This window comes from Gammaproteobacteria bacterium, assembly GCA_036383255.1.
Classification (GTDB): domain Bacteria; phylum Pseudomonadota; class Gammaproteobacteria; order Natronospirales; family REEB76; genus DASUBN01.
The window spans coordinates 1-21503 of sequence record DASVOS010000010.1; the positions used below are offsets into that span (position 1 = coordinate 1).

Annotated in this window: 23 protein-coding genes and 1 tRNA gene; 14 read left to right on the top strand and 10 right to left on the bottom strand. The window is 56.5% G+C overall.

The genetic code is table 11. The features are described from left to right. The 5 genes from VF651_05835 to cutA form a co-directional block, all read right to left on the bottom strand. Positions 1 to 180 (bottom strand): acetyl-CoA carboxylase biotin carboxyl carrier protein (locus tag VF651_05835; protein HEX7965219.1); only part of this gene is annotated, 180 nt, incomplete at its 3' end. A gap of 43 nt (positions 181 to 223) precedes the next feature. Continuing rightward, positions 224 to 691, bottom strand: a complete 468-nt coding sequence (gene aroQ, locus VF651_05840; GenBank protein HEX7965220.1) for a type II 3-dehydroquinate dehydratase — start codon at positions 689 to 691, stop codon at positions 224 to 226. Between the two features lie 334 nt (positions 692 to 1025). Then, the gene (locus tag VF651_05845; GenBank protein ID HEX7965221.1) at positions 1026 to 1694 is read right to left on the bottom strand and encodes a TlpA disulfide reductase family protein; all 669 of its coding nucleotides are present in this window, start codon (positions 1692 to 1694) and stop codon (positions 1026 to 1028) included. A 97-nt stretch (positions 1695 to 1791) separates the two neighbouring features. Beyond that, on the bottom strand, positions 1792 to 4050 hold the full coding sequence (dsbD, locus tag VF651_05850) for a protein-disulfide reductase DsbD (protein ID HEX7965222.1): 2259 nt from the start codon (positions 4048 to 4050) through the stop codon (positions 1792 to 1794). 107 nt (positions 4051 to 4157) lie between these two features. Further along, entirely contained in the window at positions 4158 to 4457 is a 300-nt protein-coding gene (gene cutA, locus VF651_05855; protein HEX7965223.1) for a divalent-cation tolerance protein CutA, read from the bottom strand. A gap of 187 nt (positions 4458 to 4644) precedes the next feature. Between cutA and VF651_05860 the strand changes: the two genes are divergently transcribed. The 5 genes from VF651_05860 (at position 4645) to VF651_05880 (ending at position 11553) form a co-directional block, all read left to right on the top strand. Beyond that, positions 4645 to 4941 (top strand): co-chaperone GroES, encoded by a 297-nt coding sequence (locus VF651_05860; protein ID HEX7965224.1) that lies wholly within the window; start codon positions 4645 to 4647, stop codon positions 4939 to 4941. Between the two features lie 51 nt (positions 4942 to 4992). After that, the gene (gene groL, locus VF651_05865) at positions 4993 to 6624 is read left to right on the top strand and encodes a chaperonin GroEL (protein HEX7965225.1); all 1632 of its coding nucleotides are present in this window, start codon (positions 4993 to 4995) and stop codon (positions 6622 to 6624) included. A 598-nt stretch (positions 6625 to 7222) separates the two neighbouring features. Then, the gene (locus VF651_05870) at positions 7223 to 7729 is read left to right on the top strand and encodes a hypothetical protein (protein HEX7965226.1); all 507 of its coding nucleotides are present in this window, start codon (positions 7223 to 7225) and stop codon (positions 7727 to 7729) included. After that, a complete protein-coding gene (locus VF651_05875; GenBank protein HEX7965227.1) occupies positions 7726 to 10773 on the top strand; it encodes an N-6 DNA methylase in 3048 nt (1015 codons plus the stop codon). The genes VF651_05870 and VF651_05875 overlap by 4 nt, the downstream gene beginning before the upstream one ends. A 3-nt stretch (positions 10774 to 10776) precedes the next feature. Beyond that, complete coding sequence (locus VF651_05880) at positions 10777 to 11553, top strand: hypothetical protein (GenBank protein HEX7965228.1); 777 nt, start codon at positions 10777 to 10779, stop codon at positions 11551 to 11553. 86 nt (positions 11554 to 11639) lie between these two features. On the opposite strand, the gene VF651_05885 is transcribed toward VF651_05880, so the two are convergent. Together VF651_05885 and VF651_05890 are read right to left on the bottom strand one after the other, a co-directional pair. Then, positions 11640 to 12359 (bottom strand): hypothetical protein, encoded by a 720-nt coding sequence (locus tag VF651_05885; protein ID HEX7965229.1) that lies wholly within the window; start codon positions 12357 to 12359, stop codon positions 11640 to 11642. 23 nt (positions 12360 to 12382) lie between these two features. Then, a tRNA-OTHER gene (locus tag VF651_05890) sits at positions 12383 to 12452 on the bottom strand. A gap of 190 nt (positions 12453 to 12642) precedes the next feature. On the opposite strand from VF651_05890, the gene VF651_05895 reads away from it, so the two are divergent. Continuing rightward, the gene (locus tag VF651_05895; GenBank protein HEX7965230.1) at positions 12643 to 13089 is read left to right on the top strand and encodes a Rap1a/Tai family immunity protein; all 447 of its coding nucleotides are present in this window, start codon (positions 12643 to 12645) and stop codon (positions 13087 to 13089) included. 483 nt (positions 13090 to 13572) lie between these two features. Here the strand turns inward: VF651_05895 and VF651_05900 are convergent, their stop codons facing one another. Then, a complete protein-coding gene (locus tag VF651_05900; GenBank protein HEX7965231.1) occupies positions 13573 to 13917 on the bottom strand; it encodes a hypothetical protein in 345 nt (114 codons plus the stop codon). Between the two features lie 249 nt (positions 13918 to 14166). Here VF651_05900 and VF651_05905 point away from each other — a divergent pair, with 249 nt between their 5' ends. The 4 genes from VF651_05905 (at position 14167) to VF651_05920 (ending at position 16863) form a co-directional block, all read left to right on the top strand. After that, entirely contained in the window at positions 14167 to 14571 is a 405-nt protein-coding gene (locus tag VF651_05905) for a hypothetical protein (protein HEX7965232.1), read from the top strand. 94 nt (positions 14572 to 14665) lie between these two features. Further along, positions 14666 to 15310, top strand: coding sequence for a hypothetical protein (locus VF651_05910; GenBank protein ID HEX7965233.1), 645 nt, complete (start codon positions 14666 to 14668; stop codon positions 15308 to 15310). Positions 15311 to 15408: 98 nt separating this feature from the next. Next, complete coding sequence (locus VF651_05915; GenBank protein HEX7965234.1) at positions 15409 to 16047, top strand: hypothetical protein; 639 nt, start codon at positions 15409 to 15411, stop codon at positions 16045 to 16047. Positions 16048 to 16083: 36 nt separating this feature from the next. Then, positions 16084 to 16863, top strand: coding sequence for a hypothetical protein (locus VF651_05920; protein HEX7965235.1), 780 nt, complete (start codon positions 16084 to 16086; stop codon positions 16861 to 16863). 28 nt (positions 16864 to 16891) lie between these two features. On the opposite strand, the gene VF651_05925 is transcribed toward VF651_05920, so the two are convergent. Continuing rightward, positions 16892 to 17371, bottom strand: coding sequence for a hypothetical protein (locus tag VF651_05925; GenBank protein HEX7965236.1), 480 nt, complete (start codon positions 17369 to 17371; stop codon positions 16892 to 16894). Positions 17372 to 17462: 91 nt separating this feature from the next. Then, on the bottom strand, positions 17463 to 18251 hold the full coding sequence (locus VF651_05930; GenBank protein ID HEX7965237.1) for a hypothetical protein: 789 nt from the start codon (positions 18249 to 18251) through the stop codon (positions 17463 to 17465). Between the two features lie 165 nt (positions 18252 to 18416). Between VF651_05930 and VF651_05935 the strand changes: the two genes are divergently transcribed. From VF651_05935 to VF651_05950, 4 genes are all read left to right on the top strand, one after another. Then, on the top strand, positions 18417 to 19556 hold the full coding sequence (locus tag VF651_05935) for a DUF4019 domain-containing protein (GenBank protein HEX7965238.1): 1140 nt from the start codon (positions 18417 to 18419) through the stop codon (positions 19554 to 19556). 96 nt (positions 19557 to 19652) lie between these two features. After that, positions 19653 to 19949: a hypothetical protein gene (locus tag VF651_05940; protein HEX7965239.1), complete on the top strand. Its 297-nt coding sequence runs from the start codon at positions 19653 to 19655 to the stop codon at positions 19947 to 19949. Between the two features lie 173 nt (positions 19950 to 20122). Then, positions 20123 to 20284, top strand: coding sequence for a hypothetical protein (locus VF651_05945; protein ID HEX7965240.1), 162 nt, complete (start codon positions 20123 to 20125; stop codon positions 20282 to 20284). A gap of 122 nt (positions 20285 to 20406) precedes the next feature. Then, positions 20407 to 21438 (top strand): hypothetical protein, encoded by a 1032-nt coding sequence (locus VF651_05950; protein HEX7965241.1) that lies wholly within the window; start codon positions 20407 to 20409, stop codon positions 21436 to 21438. The last annotated feature ends 65 nt before the right edge of the window (positions 21439 to 21503 follow it).

The following is a 21503-nucleotide window of genomic DNA, read 5'->3' on the forward strand; positions in this document are numbered from 1 at the left end:
GGCGGGCGCGGCCGGCGCGGGCTGCGGCGCGGCCATCATGGGGGCCTGCATCATCATCGGCGCGGGCGCGGCGCTGTGGCGGCTGATGCGCACCGACTCCTCGCCCTCGGTGATCTCGATCTCGGCGATGCCCGATTCCTCGAGCAGTTCGATGAGCTTCTTGACCTTGCGGATATCCATGCGTCACCCCGTCGGGTTGGTTCTTTATAGGAAAGGCGAAGGGTCAGTTCTTGCCCTGGGCCGCGGGCGGCATCTGCTGCAGGCGGCGCGCCGCCGCCGTCAGGGCCAGCTCGTAACCCAGGGCACCGCAGCCGCTGATGCAGCCGACCGCGATGTCCGTGAAATAGGAATGGCGGCGGAAGTGCTCGCGCCGGTAAGGGTTGCTGATGTGCACTTCGATGAAGGGCAGGGCCACCGCCAGCAGCGCGTCCCGCAGGGCGACGCTGGTGTGGGTGTAGCCGCCGGGGTTGAACAGCATCATGGCGGTGCCGTCGGAAGCCGCCTTCTGGATGCGGTCGATCAGCTCGCCCTCGTGGTTGCTCTGGTAGCTGTCCAGCTCGTGGCCTAGCCCCGAGGCGAGCCCCTTGAGGTGCTTCTCGATGGCGGCGAGGGTGTCCGGCCCGTAGAGATGGGGCTCCCGCTTGCCCAACAGGTTAAGGTTGGGGCCATTGAGTAACAGGATCTGGGCCACGACTACCTCGTTTTTGTACGACTTGGCGGCACGTTCGCCGCCGATCGGAACAGGCTCCCTTTCACTCCGGAGCCTATCCGAGGCCGCTGGTTTTTAGGGGCGGCCCGTCTTCGGGACCTGCATTCTAGGGCAGGCCCTCTCTTACCAAGATTTCGGAGGTTATCCGAAGATAGCCCGATTTAACAGCTCATTTGCCCCGTTTTGGCTGGAGCTTCATGGCTGTGGCGGAGGTCTCCCACCCCCTTGAGCCGGGCCAGGATTAATTGTGGGTCATGGCAGGGGATTTGTCTACCCACGAACCTGAAGAAAGCCGTCCGTTCGTGGAAGATAGGTGTTATTTAGCCGTGGTTCGGGTTTCGGTGGCCGGCATGGGCGCCACATGGGTGGCGGCGGGCACGTTGCCGGCGCCCACCGGCACCAGGGCCATCCGCACCAGCTGTTCCGCCTCCTTGGGGTCCAGCTGGCCCGGGTAGAGCTTCAGCACGTGGCCCTGGCGATCCAGCAGCACGCTGAAGGGCAGGCCGATCAGGTTGCCGCCGAAGCCCGCCACCATGCGGTTCACGCTCTCGTCCCCCATCAGCATCGGGTAGTTCACCACCGCGATCTTGTCGAGGTAGGCCTTCACGTCCTTCTCCGCCACCTCGTCCGTGGCGATGCCCACCACCTGCAGCCCCTGGGCGGAGTATTCCGCCTGCAGGTGCACCAAGAGCGGGATCTCCTCGCGGCAGGGCGCGCACCAGGTGGCCCAGTAGTTCACCAGCAGCACCTTGCCGTGCCACTCGTTCAGCGCGTGGTTGCCGCTCTGGTTCAGGCCCTCGTACTTCGCGCCCAGCGCCTCGTCCATGGTCATGGGGCGCACCGCCGTCTGCGGCTGCGCCACCGGCGTGCCGTCGGTGGGGGCGGGGCCGGTCATGGGCGCGAGCCACTGGTACACGCCGAAGCCGGCGGCCGCGGCGGCCACCAGCAGGAGCACGATCAGGGGCATGTGGCGGGGCTGCTGCATACGGGGTCCCTAGGTTGCGATGCGGGAAATTAGCACAGGCGGCAAATCACCAGCACACCGCGGCCAGCGCCGCGGTGCAGCAGCGTCTGCCCGGAGGTCAGCGGTTGGCGCCTAGCGCGGCGTCCACCCGCTTCATGAAGTCGTCCGCGTCCAGGTAACCGACCACGCGGTAGTCCTTGAGTTCCAGGCCGTCGGTGCCGAAGAACATCACGCTCGGCGGGCCGAAGATGCCGAAGCGCTTGTAGAGCGCCTTGTCGTCCTCGTCGTTCGCCGTCACGTCCGCCTGCAGCAGCACCGCGTCCTTCAGCGCCGCCTGCACCCTGGGGTCGCTGTAGGTCTGGTGGTCCAGCTCCTTGCAGGAGACGCACCAGTCCGCATAGAAATCCAGCATCACCGGCTTGCCGGCGGCGGCAGCGATGGCGATCTCCCGGTCCAGGTCCCCGGTGCTCTTGATGCGCTTGAAAGGCAGCGGGCTCTCGCTAGTGGGCCCGGCCGTCGCGCCGGCAGGCGCCTGCGCGGCCGCCGCCACCGTGCCCGGCACCGCGAACCGCGCCAGCGGGCGGAAGGGATCGTCCGCGCCCATGGCCGCGCCCACCAAGAGGATCAGGCCGTACAGCAGCGCCAGGAGGCCGAGGCCCTTCCACAGGTGCTTCCAGCCGGCCTTGGCCTGCACCGGCTCCAGCGCGCCGAGGTAGATGCCGCACACGATGGCGAGCGCCGCCCACAGGGCCAGCGTCACCGGGCCCGGCACCACCCGCGCCACGAACCAGATCGCGAGCGCCAGCATCACCACGCCGAACACGTGCTTCACCGTGTTCATCCAGGCGCCGGTCTTGGGCATCAGCCGCCCGGCGGAGGTGCCCACGATCAGCAGCGGCACGCCCATGCCGAGGCCCAGCGCGAACAGCGCGAGCCCGCCGCGCAGCGCCGAGCCCGTCTCGCCGATGAACACCAGCGCCGCCACTAGCGGCGCCGTGATGCAGGGGCCGCAGATCAGCGCCGAGAGCACGCCCATCACCGCCACGCCCACGAAGGCGCCGGACTTCTGCGCGTTGCTGTGGCGCGTGAGGTGGGTCTGGATGAATCCCGGCACCTGCAGCTCATAGAGGCCGAACATCGCCAGCGCCAGCGCCACGAACAGCGCGGCGAACGCGCCCAGCACCCAGGGGTTCTGCAGCGCGAGCTGGATGTTCGCGCCCAGGAGCCCCACGATCACGCCCGCCAGCGCGTAGGCCGAGGCCATGGCCAGCACGTAGGTGACCGAGAGGGCGAAGGCGCGGCCGGTGCTGATCTTGCCCTGGCCCACGATGATGCCCGAGATGATCGGGATCATCGGCAGCACGCAGGGCGTGAACGTGAGCAGCATGCCCACGCCCAGGAACGTCAGCATCACCAGCAGCAGGCTGCCGTCCTTCAGGAGGTACGCGAGCCGGTCCTGCTCGGCCATCTGCGGCGCGCCGCCCGGGGCGGCGGCAGTGGTCTCGGTCGCCGTCCCGCCGGCGAGGTCGATGTCCTGGGTCTTGGTGATGGGCGGGTAGCAGAAGCCCGCTTCCGCGCAGCCCTGGTACACCGCCGTGAGGTTGAAGCGCGTGGCGCCGTTGCTCAGCGTCACCGGGACCAGCACGTCCACGTCGCTCTTGTAGATCTCGCTGGTGCCGAGGTAGGGATCGTTCTTGATCTCCCCCTCCGGGAAGTCCGGCGTGCCGAGCTGCACGTCCGGGTTGTCGCTCTTGATGCTGAACTTCTGCCGGTAGAGGTAGTAGCCCGGTGTCACCGCCCACTTCAGCTCCAGCGTGTTCGCGTCCTTGGTGGCGGCGCTGAACTTGAACACCTGGTCCGGCGGCGGGAAGCTGTTCTGGTCCGCCCCGCCGGAGACGAGGTCCGCCAGGTTAGGCGGGCTCACCTTGGAAGCGGCCGGCCCCGTGTCCGCGCCCGGCACTGCGTCCGGCGCCTCCAGCATCAGGTTCACGTGCTTGCGCTGGGGCGGGTAGCAGAAGCCCACCTCCGCGCAGCCCTGGTACACGAGCTCGAGGTCCAGCTTGCCGTCGCCCGTGTAGGGCATCGTGACCGTCACGCCCTTGTGGTAGACCGTCTGCTTGCCGAAGAACTGATCGTTCTTGACCTCACCCTCCGGGAACTTCGGCTTGCCGAGACGGATGCCCGTGATGTGGCTCACGAACTGGAACTTGTCCTTATATAGGTAGTATCCGGGCAGGATGTCCCAGTGCACCGAGAGCATGCCCGGCGTCGCGCTGGCGCTCACCTTATATACCTGGTCCGGGGGAAGTGGCTCGGTGCTCGCGGCGGAAGCGAGCAGGGGAAACAGGGCCAGCAGGGCGAGCAGCAGCTTTCTCATCGGGGCCTTCCGTACACCCGGCAGGCCGGATGTGTAATGAGTGATACCTATCTGAGGCTATGGGCCAAGCGTTTCAAGCCATTAGAGAGACAGCCGAAAGGCCGGTTTCATTTCGAGTTTTCCGTCAGCCACTTGAGATAGTCGGCGGAAGCGTGGGTGATGGGCATGGCGATGATCTCGGCCACGTCGTAAGGGTGCCTCGCCAGGATGCATTCCTTCACCTTCTCGAACTGGGACTCGGTGGTCTTGATGATCAGCAGGCATTCCTGCTCCCGCTCCACCTTGCCCTCCCAGCGGAAGATCGAGGTCACGCCGGGCAGGAGGTTCACGCAGGCCGCCAGATGTTCCTCCACCAGAGCCTGGGCGATGGTCTCTCCTGACCCCAGGTCAGGGGTGGTGCAATGCATAAGTATATGATTTTCAGGCATATATGCCTCCCGCGCCTCTAAGGGCGCCTCCCTGATAACCCCTTGACTCTCCAGGATTTGCCACTATTATTAGCACTCCGTTGAGGTGAGTGCCAAGGCAGTCCCTCAAGACCATTATGACCCCTTTAACCTGAAATTGATTTTGCTCTTTAAGGAGTTCGAGGCCATGAAGATTCGTCCACTGCATGACCGGGTGATTATCAAGCGCCTGGAGTCGGAAACCAAATCCGCCGGCGGCATCCTGATCCCCGACAGCGCCACCGAGAAGCCGAGCCGCGGCAAGGTCCTGGCCGTGGGCAAGGGCAAGGTGCTGGAGGACGGCAGCGTGCGTCCGCTCGACGTGAAGGTCGGCGACGAGGTGCTGTTCGGCAAGTACAGCGGCAACGAGATCAAGGACGGCAAGGATGAGCTGGTCGTCCTGCGCGAGGAAGACATCATGGGCGTGATCGAGGGCGGCAAGTAAGCCTGCCGATCCGCACCAACCCCCATCCAGAACTTTCAGAAGGACAAGACAATGGCTGCCAAAGAAGTGAGATTCGGTGACGACGCGCGCCAGCGCATGTTCCGCGGCGTGAACGTGCTCGCCAACGCGGTGAAGGTCACCTTAGGGCCCAAGGGCCGCAACGTCGTGCTCGAGAAGAGCTTCGGCGCCCCCACGATCACCAAGGACGGCGTCTCCGTCGCCAAGGAGATCGAGCTCAAGGACAAGTTCGAGAACATGGGCGCCCAGATGGTGAAGGAAGTCGCCTCCCACACCTCCGACGAGGCGGGTGACGGCACCACCACCGCCACCGTGCTGGCCCAGGCCATCATGCGCGAGGGCCTCAAGGCCGTCGCCGCCGGCATGAACCCCATGGACTTGAAGCGCGGCATCGACAAGGCCGTGATCCAGGCCGTGGCCGAGCTCAAGAAGCTCTCCAAGCCCTCCGCCGACAACAAGTCCATCGCCCAGGTGGGCACCATCTCCGCCAACGGCGACGAGGTGATCGGCAAGCTCATCTCCCAGGCCATGCAGAAGGTGGGCAAGGAAGGCGTCATCACCGTCGAGGAAGGCTCGGCGCTGGTGGACGAGCTGGAAGTGGTCGAGGGCATGCAGTTCGACCGCGGCTACCTCAGCCCCTACTTCATCAACAACCAGGGCAGCATGAGCGCCGAGCTCGAGAAGCCCTACATCCTGCTCTGCGACAAGAAGATCTCCAACATCCGCGAGATGCTCCCGGTGCTGGAAGGCGTGGCCAAGAGCGGCCGCAGCCTGCTGGTCGTGGCGGAAGACGTGGAAGGCGAGGCCCTGGCGACCCTGGTGGTCAACACCATCCGCGGCATCGTCAAGGTCGTGGCCGTCAAGGCCCCCGGCTTCGGCGACCGCCGCAAGGACATGCTGAAGGACATCGCCATCCTCACCAAGGCCACGGTCATCAGCGAAGAGCTGGGCCTGACCCTCGAGAAGGCCACCCTCAATGACCTCGGCGAGGCCAAGAAGGTCATCGTGGACAAGGAGAACACCACGATCATCGACGGCGCCGGCAAGGCCGCCGACATCCAGGCCCGCGTGGAAGCCATCCGCAAGCAGGTCGAGGACACCACCTCCGACTACGACAAGGAGAAGCTCCAGGAGCGCGTGGCCAAGCTGTCCGGCGGCGTGGCGCTCATCAAGGTCGGCGCGGCCACCGAAGTCGAGATGAAGGAGAAGAAGGCCCGCGTCGAAGACGCCCTGCACGCGACCCGCGCTGCGGTGGAAGAGGGCATCGTCCCCGGCGGCGGCGTCGCCATGGTCCGCGCCAAGCAGGCCATCGGCAAGCTCAAGGGCGAGAACGACGACCAGCAGATGGGCATCGCCATCCTGCTGCGCGCCATGGAAGAGCCCCTGCGCCAGATCGTCACCAACGCCGGCCAGGCGCCGGACGTGGTGCTCAAGGCCGTGCTGGACGGCAAGGGCAACTACGGCTTCAACGCCGCCACCGACGAGTACGGCGACATGGTGGAGATGGGCGTGCTGGACCCGACCAAGGTCGCCCGCACCGCCCTGCAGAACGCCGCCTCTGTGGCGTCCCTGCTGATCACCACCGAGGCCATGGTGGGCGAGCTGCCGAAGGAAGAGAAGCCTGCCATGCCCCAGGGCGGGATGGGAGGCGACATGGACTTCTAACGAAGTCCAGTCGCTCCCAAAACAGACCGAGAAATTCGGCTGTGAAGAAAGACAAGAAGCCCAGCGAAAGCTGGGCTTCTTTTTTCTCTATAAGAAATTCGGGATTTATTTCCCGTCATACCGGCGAAGGCCGGTATCCAGCTTCAGATAGATTCTTAGACCTCGACATCCCTGTCCTGTTTTCGCCCCCTCCGGGCGGGGCGAGGCACCTTTGTTTCGGTAAAGGTGCCCCAAACCACTCTCCCGGAGCGCGGGCCGCCGAAGCGGCAGCTACCCTGCGCGCTGGACTTCGCTACGGAGTCCCGCATACGGCATATCCCTATACCGCGTACGGGAGCGCCGCCATCCTTGGGCGGCGCCCCTGCCGGGCTGCCCGTGCTCAGCCCAGTGCTCGGCGCGCGCTACGGGCGGGAGCTCTGCCATAATCTATTCTCACTGAAACTTAACCTGTATCTAATTACAGCTACTAATATAAGCTATTGATTTAATTGAATATTAAATGATTATTTTCGCAACACATTGAGAATTTTATCAAGGTTCCCCAATATAGCTCACATGGTTGCTGGCGGGAGGCCGCAATGGTCATACTGCGCGTCCAATGAGCGACAAGAAGCCCTTCTCCCCCCACCATGTCCGGGAGGCGTTCAGCCTAACCGAGCATGAACTTCGCCTTTGGCGGACCGCACTTCCCCCCTTTGCTCATATTCAGCTTAAGGCGGGGCAAGACCTGGGTTTTTCTTACGGCCAATTACTTGGATTTGGAATCATTACTCGTTTGGTCAAGAAAATTGGGCTATCCCCCAATCAATTGACCGAAGTGTCAGCCGCAATATTTGAGCACTGCAGTTCAACGCTCTGGGAACAGATTGCCCGTGAGTCGCTTCGCCTCACGATAGATCTGGAAAATGGAAATGCGACGACTGTCGGTTTCATCACAGGAAGAGATAGAAATGCCTTGACTGCAGCTCCTGCAGCAGTTTTGTCATTACCATTGGGCGCGGTAATCGTGGCCGTGCAGGATTATCTGTATCACGCTGGATTTACGCCAATTAAACAACAACTTGACTTGCGCTATTTGAACTCCGTAACGGGGGCAAAGCCATGAAGCAAGTCACCGCAGCGCTCCTACAAAGATTGGGTTACTCCGGGTCTCGAGGATTCGTCCCATCGGAACGCTTTGGCACAATGCGAGCAAATCGACACGTGCTGCTTCAGGCTCAAGAGCGAGTCGGTGTTATTGGCGTATTCGGAATATTTGGAAAACGAGAGGATACGCACGAGTATTTCACGCCCATTGTATACATAGCCGAATGTGAGTCAGCGAAAGCGCGGGAACACCATAAGGCGGTGTGGAATCAAGGCGTGGTTCCTTATCTGTTGCTGATTACAGATGAGGAAATTTTGCTCTGCGAAGGATTCCGGTTCTCAAATAGAGAAATTGGCAACAACAATTGGCCGGGTCTACTGGAGCGTACTTCTCACAATTCTCTGTATCTACAGTCGGGATTGCCCTCGTACTTGAAGTGGCTGTCTGCTTACGAGCTTCAGTCTTCAATCTTCTGGCGCGATAGACAGGTAGGAAATATAGACATTTCCGGCCGTGTTGATTATCAGCTGCTTAATGGTCTCGACGCGCTCACTGACTGCCTTACCAAAGCAGAAGGAGTCCTTGCGGACCGCAATTTGCGACCGCTAGATGTTGAATCAGCACACGCTTTAATTGGGCGAGTTCTCTATTTGTATTTTTTGCATGATAAAGGCCTTCTTTCTAACAATTGGAGAGCAGACGCCTTTCCTGGAATTAATTTTGATCAAGCGTCCGGCTGGGATGCCGAACAATTCTGGCAATTATCAGACGAAATTGATTCAGTGTTTAATGGCAGTGTATTTCCGTTGTCAGCGTCAAAGAGAAAGCGCATTGAGAAAGGGCATATTGAGTTTGCACAAATAGGCCTGAGATATGCAGATAGTTTGGGAACGGCTGGTTTTCAAAACCGTCTAGACCTATTTGACTACGATTTTTCAACCCTTCGAATTGAGACCTTGTCTTCGGTCTATGAGCAATTCTTACGTGGCTACGGTGAAGATGCGCAGAGAAAACTCGGGGCCTACTACACGCCGCCATTCTTAGTTGACTATGTCCTTAGCACGGTAGAGGAAAACGTACCTCTCGAGAGAGGCGTAAGAATCCTGGACGGGGCGGCTGGCTCAGGCGCCTTCCTGGTCGCCGCTTATCGCCGAATAATCGAGTCGACACTTGGGGCAAGTCGACACTCGCTGCCAATTCGCGATCTTCAATCTATTCTCAAAGAAAGTATCTTTGGTTACGAGTTATCGGCCGATGCATGTCATGTCACATGTTTCAACTTGTATCTGACGCTCCTGGACTATGTAGAAGAAGCTGACCTGCGCCAGTTGCTATCTCAGAAAGGCCGCAAGAAAGTTTTTCCAGCTTTACTTGACACGAATGTTGTAAACGCTGATTTCTTTGATCGGCGCAACGAGAATCGATCTAAGTTTGACGTTGTCGTTGGAAATCCGCCCTGGAAGGCCATTGATGCTAACCAAGACAAAGTGGCTGACCGATACCTAAAGATTCATTTCGCAGAGCAACCCATCGGAGAGCGGCAACTAGCAGAGTTATTCGTTTGGCGATATTTAACTACGTTTCTTAGCAAAAATGGTGTTGCCGGACTATTGATGCCGAGCAAATCATTCTACAACCCAGCATCTCGAGCATTTCGTACTGCTTTGGCGAGAGCGAGCACACTAATAGGTGTCGCGGACTTTTCTAATCTCCGGCATGTAATGTTTGAACGCGCGGTGCATCCTACGATGGCGCTTTTCTTTAGGAAAAAGGATCCCGCCACAGACGATTCGGTGTGGCACTTTTCTCCTATACGAGCAGAGCAACCAGGCGCCGTAGCTCGTTCTAATGACAAGACGCGGATGTGGACTCTTTTCATTGACGAGGCCGCGGTTCAAGTCACCCCATATTCGGCAATCGAAAGGGAGCCAGACATCTGGTCTCGCCTTGCTTGGCAAAAACCTATTGACAGGCTATTAATGAATTATTTTTGCGACTTGGCGGCGCATCGCTATTCAAACTTAGAAACCTGCGCTAGGAAATTAGATATCTCGATAGCCCGCGGAGGAAACTCCTCTGATACAGGAGTGCCAGATAAATATATTCTGACTGCAAGACCCAGTGATGATACCTACTTCCTTCATCATCTAAAGCTGAAGTCGGTAACACGGTCTCTTTTCCCCGCGTCGTCATCAAGTATTGTGCCGCTACCACAAATCATATCGAGACGAGCGAGAGGAACCTACAAGCAAAAATTCCAAGGACCTCTTATTTTGTTGCCCCGCTCGCTTGCTGACGTCTATTACGTTGACGCCGACATAGCCTATAACAGCTCTTTTATTGGCTTGAGTACGAAAACAAGCTCCAGCCACGAGTTTTTGGAAGCGCTGAGCAAATACTTGAGTTCAAAAGTTGCCAAATATTTCCTTATCCTTCGTTCAACTCGCTTCCTGGTCGACAGACCGAATATTGAGCCAATGATACTTGGGCAATTGCCCATCCCCTTTGCAGAGGACGGGGTTTTGCAACAACAGTTAATTGCAGCAGATAGGTCTCAGGTAGATCAGATTGTATTTGACGCTTTGAAACTCACCCCTGAGTACCGTCTCGCAGTTGATGAATTTTTGAAATTGCGTTCTCAATTTGCGGATGGTCGAATACCCGACGAAGCCACACGCCAAGTCACGTCTGCCGAATTGCATGAATACTCCAAGTTTCTCAGTTCAGATTTGGATCGGTGGTTGGGCCGAGAAGCTAGCTATACCATCCGGATAATTGAAGCTCGGAATCGAGGTGTATGTTTGGTCAAGGCCGCCTACAGAGATGCGGGGGGCGGACGCAGAAATGACATTGCTGCGGATGCCGATTTAGAAGCCTGGCTTGATCAACATATCCGAAATGGTTTGAGCTCACTCAGCAATAGCAGTGCTGTAATTCGGGATCAAAGTAGTGCGTCGATTTACCTCGTAAAGCCGCTTGAATTTATGCACTGGACGGTGGAGCGCGCCTTTGCCGACAGCCAGAAGATGGTTCGCGCTGTTATGGCGGGAGCTGCGGCTTAGCTTATGACGGAAGGGATTCCGGCACAAAACGAAGAAGCTTTCCTGAAGACGCTTATTAGTCGTGGGTTAGCACCCGATGAAGCGCAACTCTGGTTGCAGCTTTGTACTATTTCCATAAGATATATCCATGGTGCCGAGGGGTTGTTGAAAGACGGTTGGCAAGAATTTCTGGCAAAAATAGAAGCTCAGAGAGTCGCGGCCAAAGATAAAGCAAAGAGGACGACTAGGAAGAGAGCTCCCAAGGGAGTAGCAAAAGCTCGTTTGCCAGAAGAAACAGATATTACTGTCGAGCTATACCACCACATGGATGTCGTTAGGGGAAGAAGTGAGCTGACTGATGGGTTGAGACAAATCGAGCCAAAATGTGACGATCCCATTCCGGCTCCGACCAGAACCGGAAAATATTCTCGGAAGCCTGATCTCACTTTTATTCATATGGCGACGCGTGAGAAAGTTGTTTTTGAAGCAAAGCGGTTGCTAGATGGATCGTCTATACAGGCATATAGGGGGTTAGAAGGTATGGGCTGCTTCAGCTCTACTGATAGTCCCTATTCGACTGGTCCAATTGTCGGAATGTTGGGCTATGTTTTAGAAGATAACGTTATCAATTGGCATACGAAGCTCAAAGACAGTGGAATCGTTTTTGCTGCAATATTTGGTCCGGTGACTCTGCCCGTGTCGGTTCCATACTCGTGGTACGACAGAACCGCGCTAAAGCTAAACGAGGCAGCGATGTTTCATTACTTGGCCGACTTTACCCCGTCGTCTGCAAAGAGCTGATAGAAGCGTACTTTGCAGCGATAAGCAGCAATAAGGGAAAAGGAATCAGGTCCTGACTTAATACAATAACGGCGACGCAGGATTTCTCATGCAGGGGTGTATTTCTTTTCAAATAGCCGCTGCTTCTTCTTATCAATTGTCCAAGCTTCCATCTCTCTTTGCCGCTCTTCTAGATCTGCTAGATGAATCCAATAGTCACGCGGATGAGCCTTGTTAGGTGACTTGATCAGGTCTTCAAGCATCGCTGAAAGCTTGTCTAATGCCGATTTCTTCTTGTACAGGTCAATGACTGTTATCGCTTCTATTTCCGCCGTAGCATCCGCGTTTATATCTGTATTGTCGGAATTCAATGCTGAAACCCACTGACCATGAGCTAATTTATTGCGAATTAAACTAGGGTCGAAAATATAGTCGTTAATTAATTGCTCTAGTTTCTTTTTGACGTTAGGAATGTGATTGCTTCGTTGACTTGCTACGCGTGCTAAAGCTAAGTCAGAGGCTTTTAGCCACCCTTCTTTGATGCCTTTAGCGTTTATGCGTCTCTTAATTTGAGATATTGAATTCAAATCCAAGCCATTTGGCGTGTGGATTATTTTTGAGAAGAGAGATTCAGCAAGTCCGCAGTAGATAAGAGCGAGAAGCTTTGATTGAATTACGATTCCATTCTCATCATTTTTGGCTATCAATACATTTAACTGACGATTAATATGTGTCCATGTTTTTTCTAGTTGCCTGACATTTCTAGTTTGTGCTTTGAAAACTTCAACCCTTTGAGGGTCGCTCATATCTTTCTTAAAGATATTCAAAGCACATTACTCCCTCAATGTACTTCACCCGCCCGGAATCGAACCGGGATCACCGAGTTACCGGTGGTCTTAGCCTAGTTAAACGACAGGTCAACAATAGTATTGCACCAAATCGCGATAGGAGACAGACCACGATTAATTCGGCGGTGGCGCGGCCGCTCCGCGCCAGCGTTCGGCGGGGGCCTTTATATAGTGAGTGAACAGGTAGGGCCACGAAAGGAAAGGAAATAGAGGACAAACCCCAATTGTTAGCCTAGCACGTAGTATTCAAGGGAGATAACCAATGAGTAGATCATTTCTATGCACACTGGTATTTGTTGGGATTATGGCGCTAAAACAAGCGACAGCGGGCGATATTGAAAAAACTGACGGAGGTGGCGCGTCCCTAGCGTCTTTCTGCAACCAAGCTAATCACGATAAAGACAACTACGAGTGGGGGAGTTGCATAGCCTACGTAACAGGTGTGACAAATGGCTTTGATCAAGCCATTATCACCCTCGCAAATGCTAGCGGCGGTAAGGCTTTAAAACCCGAAGATGCCAAAGCATACAAAGAGAGCGCCGAACTTCTATATCATGTTAGCTGCAGACCTATTGGTTCTACACCAGAACAAACGGCGTTGGTCGTCGCCAAGTACCTGGCTGACAACCCGCAGGACCTTCACCTGAACTCGAGCGTTCTTATCATGAGCGCAATCGCGCAAGCATGGCCGTGCTCAGGCAAAGAATAGGAGACAGACCACGATTAATTCGGCGGCGCGGCAGGGCCCAGGTTTTGAGTTACAAAGGCATCTATGGATTCCACGAGAGATGCGCCTTTGGGTCCTCTCCGAAACCGGCAGCCATTAATACGTCTCGCCAGTCAATTTGTGCCTCGCGCACGGTCTGCCTAAGTTTGGTTAAGTCTCCACCTGAAAGCTTAAGTACGGCTAGGTGGATTCTTTCGTTGCCAGCGACGTCACCAGGCACGGAAAATGGGAGAGTGTCTCCACACTCGGCACGCAGGTATTCCTCAACTTCCGCAACGTAGGCGGGTTGGAATAACTTTCTAATCCGAGACTTTGTGCCTTCGCTTAGCTCAGTCATTTTTGTCTCTCAAATATTCGGAAGTCGTGGCGGCGGCGGAGCCGTACCGGGGTCTGGAGCCGGGGGCAGATCGGGAGTCGGCGGCGCAGTTCCAAGATCCGGAGGAGGAAATGCCGTGCGGTTCATGGCTAATACTCCGTGAACATCAGTACTTCGGAATAACGGATGAATGTCTGCCCGGCGTGGTCGGTGCCGCAATCTAGCAGGTAGTAGCTAACCTTTTCAGATTCAATCTTGAAGGTGTAGGTGCGGTCTTCAGGGAGAAGGTCGCCGTTCTTGATCGCGTCAAGCATTCCTTCGTCACCGGTTTGCCGACGACATTGCAGGGTCGCGATGTACTCGCCGGGACGTAGCCATAAGGCGGTCGTGGTCGATGATGGTTTGAAGGGCGAACTACCGTCGTCTTTCTTGCCTATCTCTTGTATCTGGACGGCGGGGCTAGAATCAGGAAGGGTCGCGATCTTCAATTGCACGTACATATTGAAAGCAGGAGGCGTATCTCTTATGGGCGCACAGCCATATAGGGCGGCAATTCCAGCCACCAATAGATAGACGAGCGGATATCCCCTCATAGACATTCCCTGTAATCCCTGTCCTGTTTCCCGTCTCAAGTATAAGCGCACTCTTGCCCACCTGAAGGGGCTATAGAATCCCCGGTTTTATCGCTAGGATTAGGCTGTCTTAGCGCGCCAGGGATTTGGGAAAGGGGTACACGGAATCTCATGGAAATCGTATTGCAGACCAATAAGGAAAACCCAAGTCTTGTGTTCCAGAACGTGACCCGGTTTCGTGACTCATCTGGATATGCAGTAGACCTGTCCATCGCTTCGGGTGCCTTTTCGGCGATTTATCCGTTCTATTTCGAAGAGTATCCTCTGACTGAATTCATCTCCTCACTATCTGCTATGGATGAGACCCTGTCGGGGAAGGCGACGCTTAAGCCCATGTGGGAGAAACAATTCATAGAGTTCATCGCGGGTAATAGCGGGCATGTCACCGTACGAGGCGAGCTGCTGGAGCACGGCGCATTTACGCAGAAACTGGCTTTCGGATTCAAAACCGACCAGACCTGCCTGGGACCCTTCATAAGGGCATTGAAGTCTATGCAAACCATGGACCCGGAATGATCGCGGTGGCGCTGGGGCTATAGAATCCCCAGTTTTATCGCTAGGATTAGGCTGTCTTAGCGCGCTCTCTTGGAAATTTGGGAAAGGGGTACACGTGAATCGTCATTTGGGTTTTTGCGCACTGACTATTGCGCTTAGCGCGACCGGTTGTACGTCTACGCCTTCCATGCCAGTGGCGCGGGCTCCGATCGGGGCCAGCTGCGCGATAGCGGAGTGGGTGCCCATATGTGACGCAGACATCCGGAAGCGCTTTCCCGAGATATTACCGTCGGACAAGATTCTGGATAAGGATTTCGATGATTCAGCCGAGCCTGTCACGGCCACGGTGACCTATACACCAGAGATCACCGGTCCGCACACCGTGAAGGCGAAAGTGCTGATCTGTTCCGAGTACGGCGAAGGACAGGATTTCGACTGTCACTTGACCCGGCCGGTGGGCTATTACGACACCGACCCAAACCTCTATTTACGGATCTCCAAGCAGGTAAGTACCGATTTTGCTCAACAGGTTATCCATCTATGGTCACAAGGCAAAGTGACCGTTGAGCGAAGCGACTGGCTGCTCTCTTTGCGGCTAACGGACGTTCGGAACTTCATATTGGACTACCACCTGCACGGCGTGTACGTGCTGATGATGATTTCCAGCGGGTGCAATGGTCCGATATATATCAGAATCGAAGGGCAAGCCGATTCAGAACAACTTCGGGTGACTAGGCCTCCTGAGGTTATGTGCATCTGAGCAAGAAATAGCGGTGGGAAAAAGAGGCGGTTCAGACTTACACTCGGATGAGACTGTCTTAGCGCGCGCTTCTGGGGAATTTGGGGAAAGGGATGCAAGTGAATCTTAAGAATTTTCTGGGGCTACTAACCTTACTAGGGTTGGCTACTGTTGCTATGGCTGCAGACCAACCAGCTTCCAACGGACCTGACGAGTTAGTGTTCAAGGCGCCCGACCATCTCTTGCCTTTGGATGGAGGCGGTATTGGTTTGTATCAGGGATATCTAGATTTCCTGAAAGCCGTCACCCCCAGATCGGACAACCCGCAGTCTTCCGTATATATCTGGCCATCCTTCAAGCCCGCAATTTTCATGGCGATTTATCAGACAGGTGATGAGAAGAGTTATTACCTTCTGTACGCTTTGGCTACTAAGCCAAATCCCACAGTATCGACAATGCCCGTACCAGATGCCTTTGCTAAGGCGGTATCTGAGAAGCTTGAAAAAATTATAAGGGCGAGTACGCACTACCCAAGTGCAAATCAGGTGTATATCGAATGTACTGATGGGACGAGCTATATATTCGAGAGTTATAACTTATATGGCGCGGCAGGTTGTCCTGCCGCAGGTGTCTCACTGCAATTGGAGCACGTGGCGAACGATCTTGTCGATTTAGCTGAATTGAGGCTGGCATCACAGCCAGAGCAGAAAGCGAAGATGGAAAAGATCCTGTCGGAGCTCGATGCGACGAGTTACTAGAATTGGTCGTGTTGTATATATGAGTAAGGAAGGGAAGTGAAGGATCAACAAGAGAGCGAGCTTCACCTCACAAAGATGAACCTGACTTGGGCGAATCTTAAGCTATGGTTCATCCAGCATCATGTCTACATCGAAGTGAGTCTGCTACTCACGATGCTGCTTTGGGCAGGGGTGGAATATTTCTATCACCCTAACGCGACTCTACCTGTCCCCGCAGATGGCAAGCTGGCTTGGGGTACCGCGGCCTCCTCATTTCAAGTCATCCAGCAGGGGACGACCCTCACGCTTACGCGGTATCGTGGCGGCGCGCAGGTCTATCTCATGTTGTTCATGTTCTACCTCTGCGTCTACACGACATTGGAGATGTTCGCTGTCGCCATCGGCAGGGATGACAAGCCGCCTATCCATCAGCGCATTATCTCCAAGAGAGGGAATTGGCTATCAATGCTGGGCTCCGTGCTGGTTAACCTCTTCCTGGTATTTGTTCTCGCGGTTCTTTGGTTGGGACTATTTTATCCGGAGTTCCGGGCGGTGACCTACACCGAGGTAATCACCATTTCACCTGCGGATGATCTGATCAGTTGGGATGGTGAGCCATTTCTGAATATAAGCCAGGTGGGCTATTTCTACGGAGAGCGGCATGGCGGCCGCATAAAGACATACGAGTGGGGCGTGTACCTCATGGATGGGCAGACCGTCGTATTCAACGATGATTCGACTATCACCTCAGATATCTACGATGAGGACCGGAATTCTTCTCTAGTTGTGTTTTTGAACAATTATTTGGGCAAGACGCAACCCGGCAATCCAATGTAAATCGGACAAAATCTGAGTCCAAACCGGCCTAGTCCGAGGACGGAGCACACGCCTTCCGGCCCGCGATATCCGCAGTGAGCTGCATGAACCGCATGTAATCGGGATCGCCCCACGCTTTGTGGACCCGCTTGGGCGGGTCGGTGAGGGTGGCATCCACGAGGATCGTCCCCTTGCCGTCCAGCATCGCGTAGCGCCTTGCGGTATACCGCAGCGTGGCGCAATCCAGGCGCATCTCCACCCATTCCTCCATCACCCCGTAGCGGCCGTGATGCTGCGGCTCGTCATAGATGAGCTTGCCCCACACGTCGAACTGGTCAGCCTGGGAGCTGTCCGCTAATCCCAGCGGCTCGCTCAGGGCCACATAGAGCTTGCGGGCGGGGTCCTTCAGGACGTGGGGAGCCTTCTCCCATACCCCCAAGCCGGAGATGTCCGGCTCCGCCGCGGACGCGCCAAGGCCCGTCACGGCCATCCCCACTGCCAGCAGATAGATGAGCGGATACGTCTTCATAGAGCCGGCCCTTTGGATACAGTCCACCTATATAGACGGTGGGGCACAACCAAAGGTTTAAACCGACAAACGGAAGGGAAGTGCCCGCCGGTCAGCCTAGATTCACCGCCGTCGAGATGCCCTGGATCAGCGCCATGAGGCCGCCGACGATGAACCCGCGCTGCATGGCCTGGGCCACGGTGCGCCTGAGGTCAGGCTTGCCGGAAGCGTCGCCGGACAGCAGGCGCGTGGTGTAGCTGCGCACGCCGCCCTTCGTCGCCCCGGCCATGCCGAGGAGGATGAGGTGGAGCAGCAGGCTGCTCAGCGCCGCGACGATCAGGGTCAGGAAGAGGATCATCAATATGAGCATGATCACGCCCCAGAACCCGGGGCCGGGCCCGCCGAAGCCGCCGCCCGCGAAGGCCACGATGGGGGTCGCCGCGCCGAGCACGCCGGCGGAGGCGTCGGACCATGCGGCGGGCAGCATGGTGACGCCCGCCGCGCCGGTCACGTAGCCGACCGCGATGCCGATCGCCCCGGTGAGCGCCACCTGGCCGAAGAAGTGCGCGTCAAGTTCCGGTGCCGCGACGCGCCGGTTGAAGAGCGCGGAGACGAAAGACTCCACACCCGCGGCGGTCTTGACCGTGGATCTCAGGACCGCGACGGCGACCCCGGCACAGAGGCCGAAGAACACGCTTTGGGCGACGTTCGCCGCCAGTCCGGGCAGGGTGTCCCAGGCCGCGTCGCTCATCAGGAAACCGGTCGCGGCCAGCAGTATGCGCAGGGCGCTGATGAACCCCCACAGCCCCAAGCCGAACACGCCAAGGCCGATGAAGCCCATGAACCCGCCGGAGGCGGGCGTCGAACTCGAACCTGAATTGCTGGGATGGACGACAGTCATGGGCTGGACTCCGTTCCAGGGCACCTAGATCTGAAGACGCATCATTCCCCCGCCCCAAGTATAGGCAGCTTTTGCCCTCCCAGAGGGCTTACAAACCCTCCGGCTTTATCGCTAGGATGAGGCTGTCTTGACGCGCTCTCTCGGAAATTTGGGAAAGGGGTACACGTGAAATCCAGGGCTTTAAGTGCGGCGTTGGTCGTGATGGCATCTCTTGCGTCGATTTGCGTTGATGCCGCTGCTGAGACTCCTCCGGACATCAAGACGCGTCCGTCTGACGATGGCGGCTATGTACTCACGCTAACGAGTGCCGCTATCACCAATGTGCCTGCCGCGCAGGCAGCGCTGGTCCCGGCAGCGCAGAAGGCCTGCGCCGGCAAGATCCCCCAGTTTGGGCACTACAGGTTCAAGTCGACAGAGCCTGTGAGCGCCGATGGTAAGGGTGACAGAGCGAAGACCAGTTTCGCGATAGACCAGGACATCACATGCGCAGACTCACCCGCACAGGTGGTGCAGCCGGCGCCTACTGACCCGAATTGGCGGCCGAGTCAGGCGGACCTCCAGGCAGTCACCGATACCATAAGGAAGTATTTCATCGCGAAAGACCGCGGGGACGTCGCCACCACCTACGCCCTGTTGGATGGCGGGATGGGTCTCTCCGTCGAGGAGTGGAAAAGCACTTCTCAGGAGTTCACCGCCCAGACGGGGGCGGCGATAAGCCATAAGGTCGTGAAGCTCACCTGGTACAAGGATCCGCAGAACGCACCCGCACCTGGCGTCTATGCAGCCGCAGATTTTGTGGATCAGTATGAGAAAGCCACTGACTGCGGCTATCTGTCACTGCACCAGAGATCCGATGGTTCGTTCCGGGTGATCCATGAGCAAGACGGATTCATGCCGAATCACTCCGATATGACTCCCGCCCAACTGGCCGATTTGAAGGCAAAGCTCGGCTGCGTAAGCGATGAGCCGGCACCGTTGCCTGAGACGAAAGCCGACGCCGTCGGCTATCCAGACGTGGATACGGCCCGCAAGGCACTATTGGCGAGGAAAGATGCCCAGTCACACACTGACAACGGCTGGCTGGTGGTCTATTTGCCGTCTGAATATACGCTCTGGTCGTTCTCGCCACCCAGCGACCCCTCTTACCCCGCGGCGGTTAAACGAGTCGTTACCAAGGGCGCGAACAACAATACGATGATCTCGATGAGTGTCTTGTGCCAGGCCTCGAAGCAGGCCTGCGACAACCTTGTCAGGCAGTTTCAGGAGCTCAACGAGCAGATTAAAGCTTCTCTGAACCATCAATAGAATATGGCGCGCTCTCTCTGAAAATTTTGGAAAGGGGTACACGTGATCTGCAGAAGTCCGAGGGTGCAAACTTTCATGGCAGGGCATTCATAGATCATGTGGGAATACATCGGACTTGCAGCTGGGGTACTAGTTGTTACCCTAATTGCTTTCATGAGATTGAACTCTGGAAAGTTCCTTTTTGCCATCGATGCTGTCCTCATGTTCCTGGGCATGGCGGTCATGGTCGGTATTACAGTCGAAGACTTTCTTGGCACAGTAGCAGGGTGGAGTGCTGCGGCCACGTATCTGGCAATTGTTGCTTCCGTGATATTCGTGTCTATAAGGAGCAAGCAAGAAGAGGATCGGAAGAGAGCCTGGAAGTCTTGGGTGAAAGGTGGGCGCTACGATTAGGGCACTGCTGGGTCGACTTTTCCCGGTCTGCTGCTACCTTTAATCCATAGGGCTGAAGGGAGCGGAAAACCATGCGTACAAGTGGGTGGTGGGTATTCGCCGGCCTTGCCTTGCTCGGAGCCGTTCCCGGTCCCGCACAGGCCGATGTCTCCTGGACCGGCCCGGGCCGGTACGTGGAATCCACGGAGACGGGGTTCGACTCGTCCCTGGTCTCCGGCCCCTATGCGGACAAGGGCCAGTGCGAGTCCGCCAGGCCCGCCGACACCGATGACTACAGCTGCGACTGCGAATACGAGAGCACGGATCCAGACGCAGCAAGCCCGCCCCGGATCTAGGCGAGCGGACTACTTGCAGGGATAGAGCGCGTGCAGGGCAGCTTCGATGCCTTCCACGTCTTGCCTTTGGAAACCCCCGGCTTATCACTACTATTGGCAGGCAAGCAAAGCAGGGATCGCGGATGGATCTTCGAGAGTACGACTACATCATGCGCCGGCCTGATACCCTCCCTCGGAGCAGCCTTGTCTCCGTCAAAAGGGTGCTCGTGAGGCTTGGCTCCAGCAATGCTGCGTTGATCGATAAGGTCCTGGCGACGGGGTATCTTGAGCCTCCCCCAGGCTACAAATGGCATGGTTGCTACAAGATCAATCTGACGCGGCGAGAGATCCAGGCTGTCATAGATGACCTGGTGAAGGCCCGGGACATGGGGGTTACAGGTGTAGCACCTGGCGATAAAGACGCTCTGCAGTATCTCGGGCAGTACATCAAATATGGCTACAGGCTCCTTGAGGAAGTGCCCGAATCCTATGAGGACTATAAGGCGAGGCAAGCCTATTACGACCTGAGGGATATCTCTTACGAAGCGTTTCTGAACCTGGTCTTTGACCATCCGGTTGCCCCCAAAGGCAACACGCGTGAGCAATGGTTCTGGAAAGTCGGAATCGACTTTTGGATTGATTGGGATAAGGCACATATAGTGCGCCGGTATACCGAACTTTTCTCGCGGTCCGATGGCCTGCTTGCGCGCTATTCAAAAGACAAGCTGGAGCAAGGATTCTGGTTCATGATGAGCGGCTCTTTGGACTTCAGCGTAGAGAAACTTCTCAATGATGATGAATTGGCGATAGAGTTTAAGGAAGAACTGATCGAGTCTATGTACTTTTTGTATGAGAAGCTTTTTTTCGAAGAGCCTTTAGACACATCCAGCGACATGTGGTGGGATAACTTTTGTCATCCGTACTGTGTGCCCGGAGTAAAGGACCCAATCAACAACGAGGAACACCGGCGGCTGCAGGACACGCTGTTCCGTACGCTCAAGCGAGTACTCGCGTTGGATTCCGAGATATGCGAATGGGCTGCCTTGCATGGACTAGGCCACTTGATGCATCCGGATACTGAAAGGGTAATAAAGGATTTCATAAAGAAGCATCCGGAGTTGACCGAAAAGCAAATCGACTACTGCAATAACTGCATCATGGGCGACATCATGTAGAGGGAATATTAATAATCGAAAAGGGGTCGGAGCCCTTTTTGACTAGGGGCGCTTTTTGCCCATCT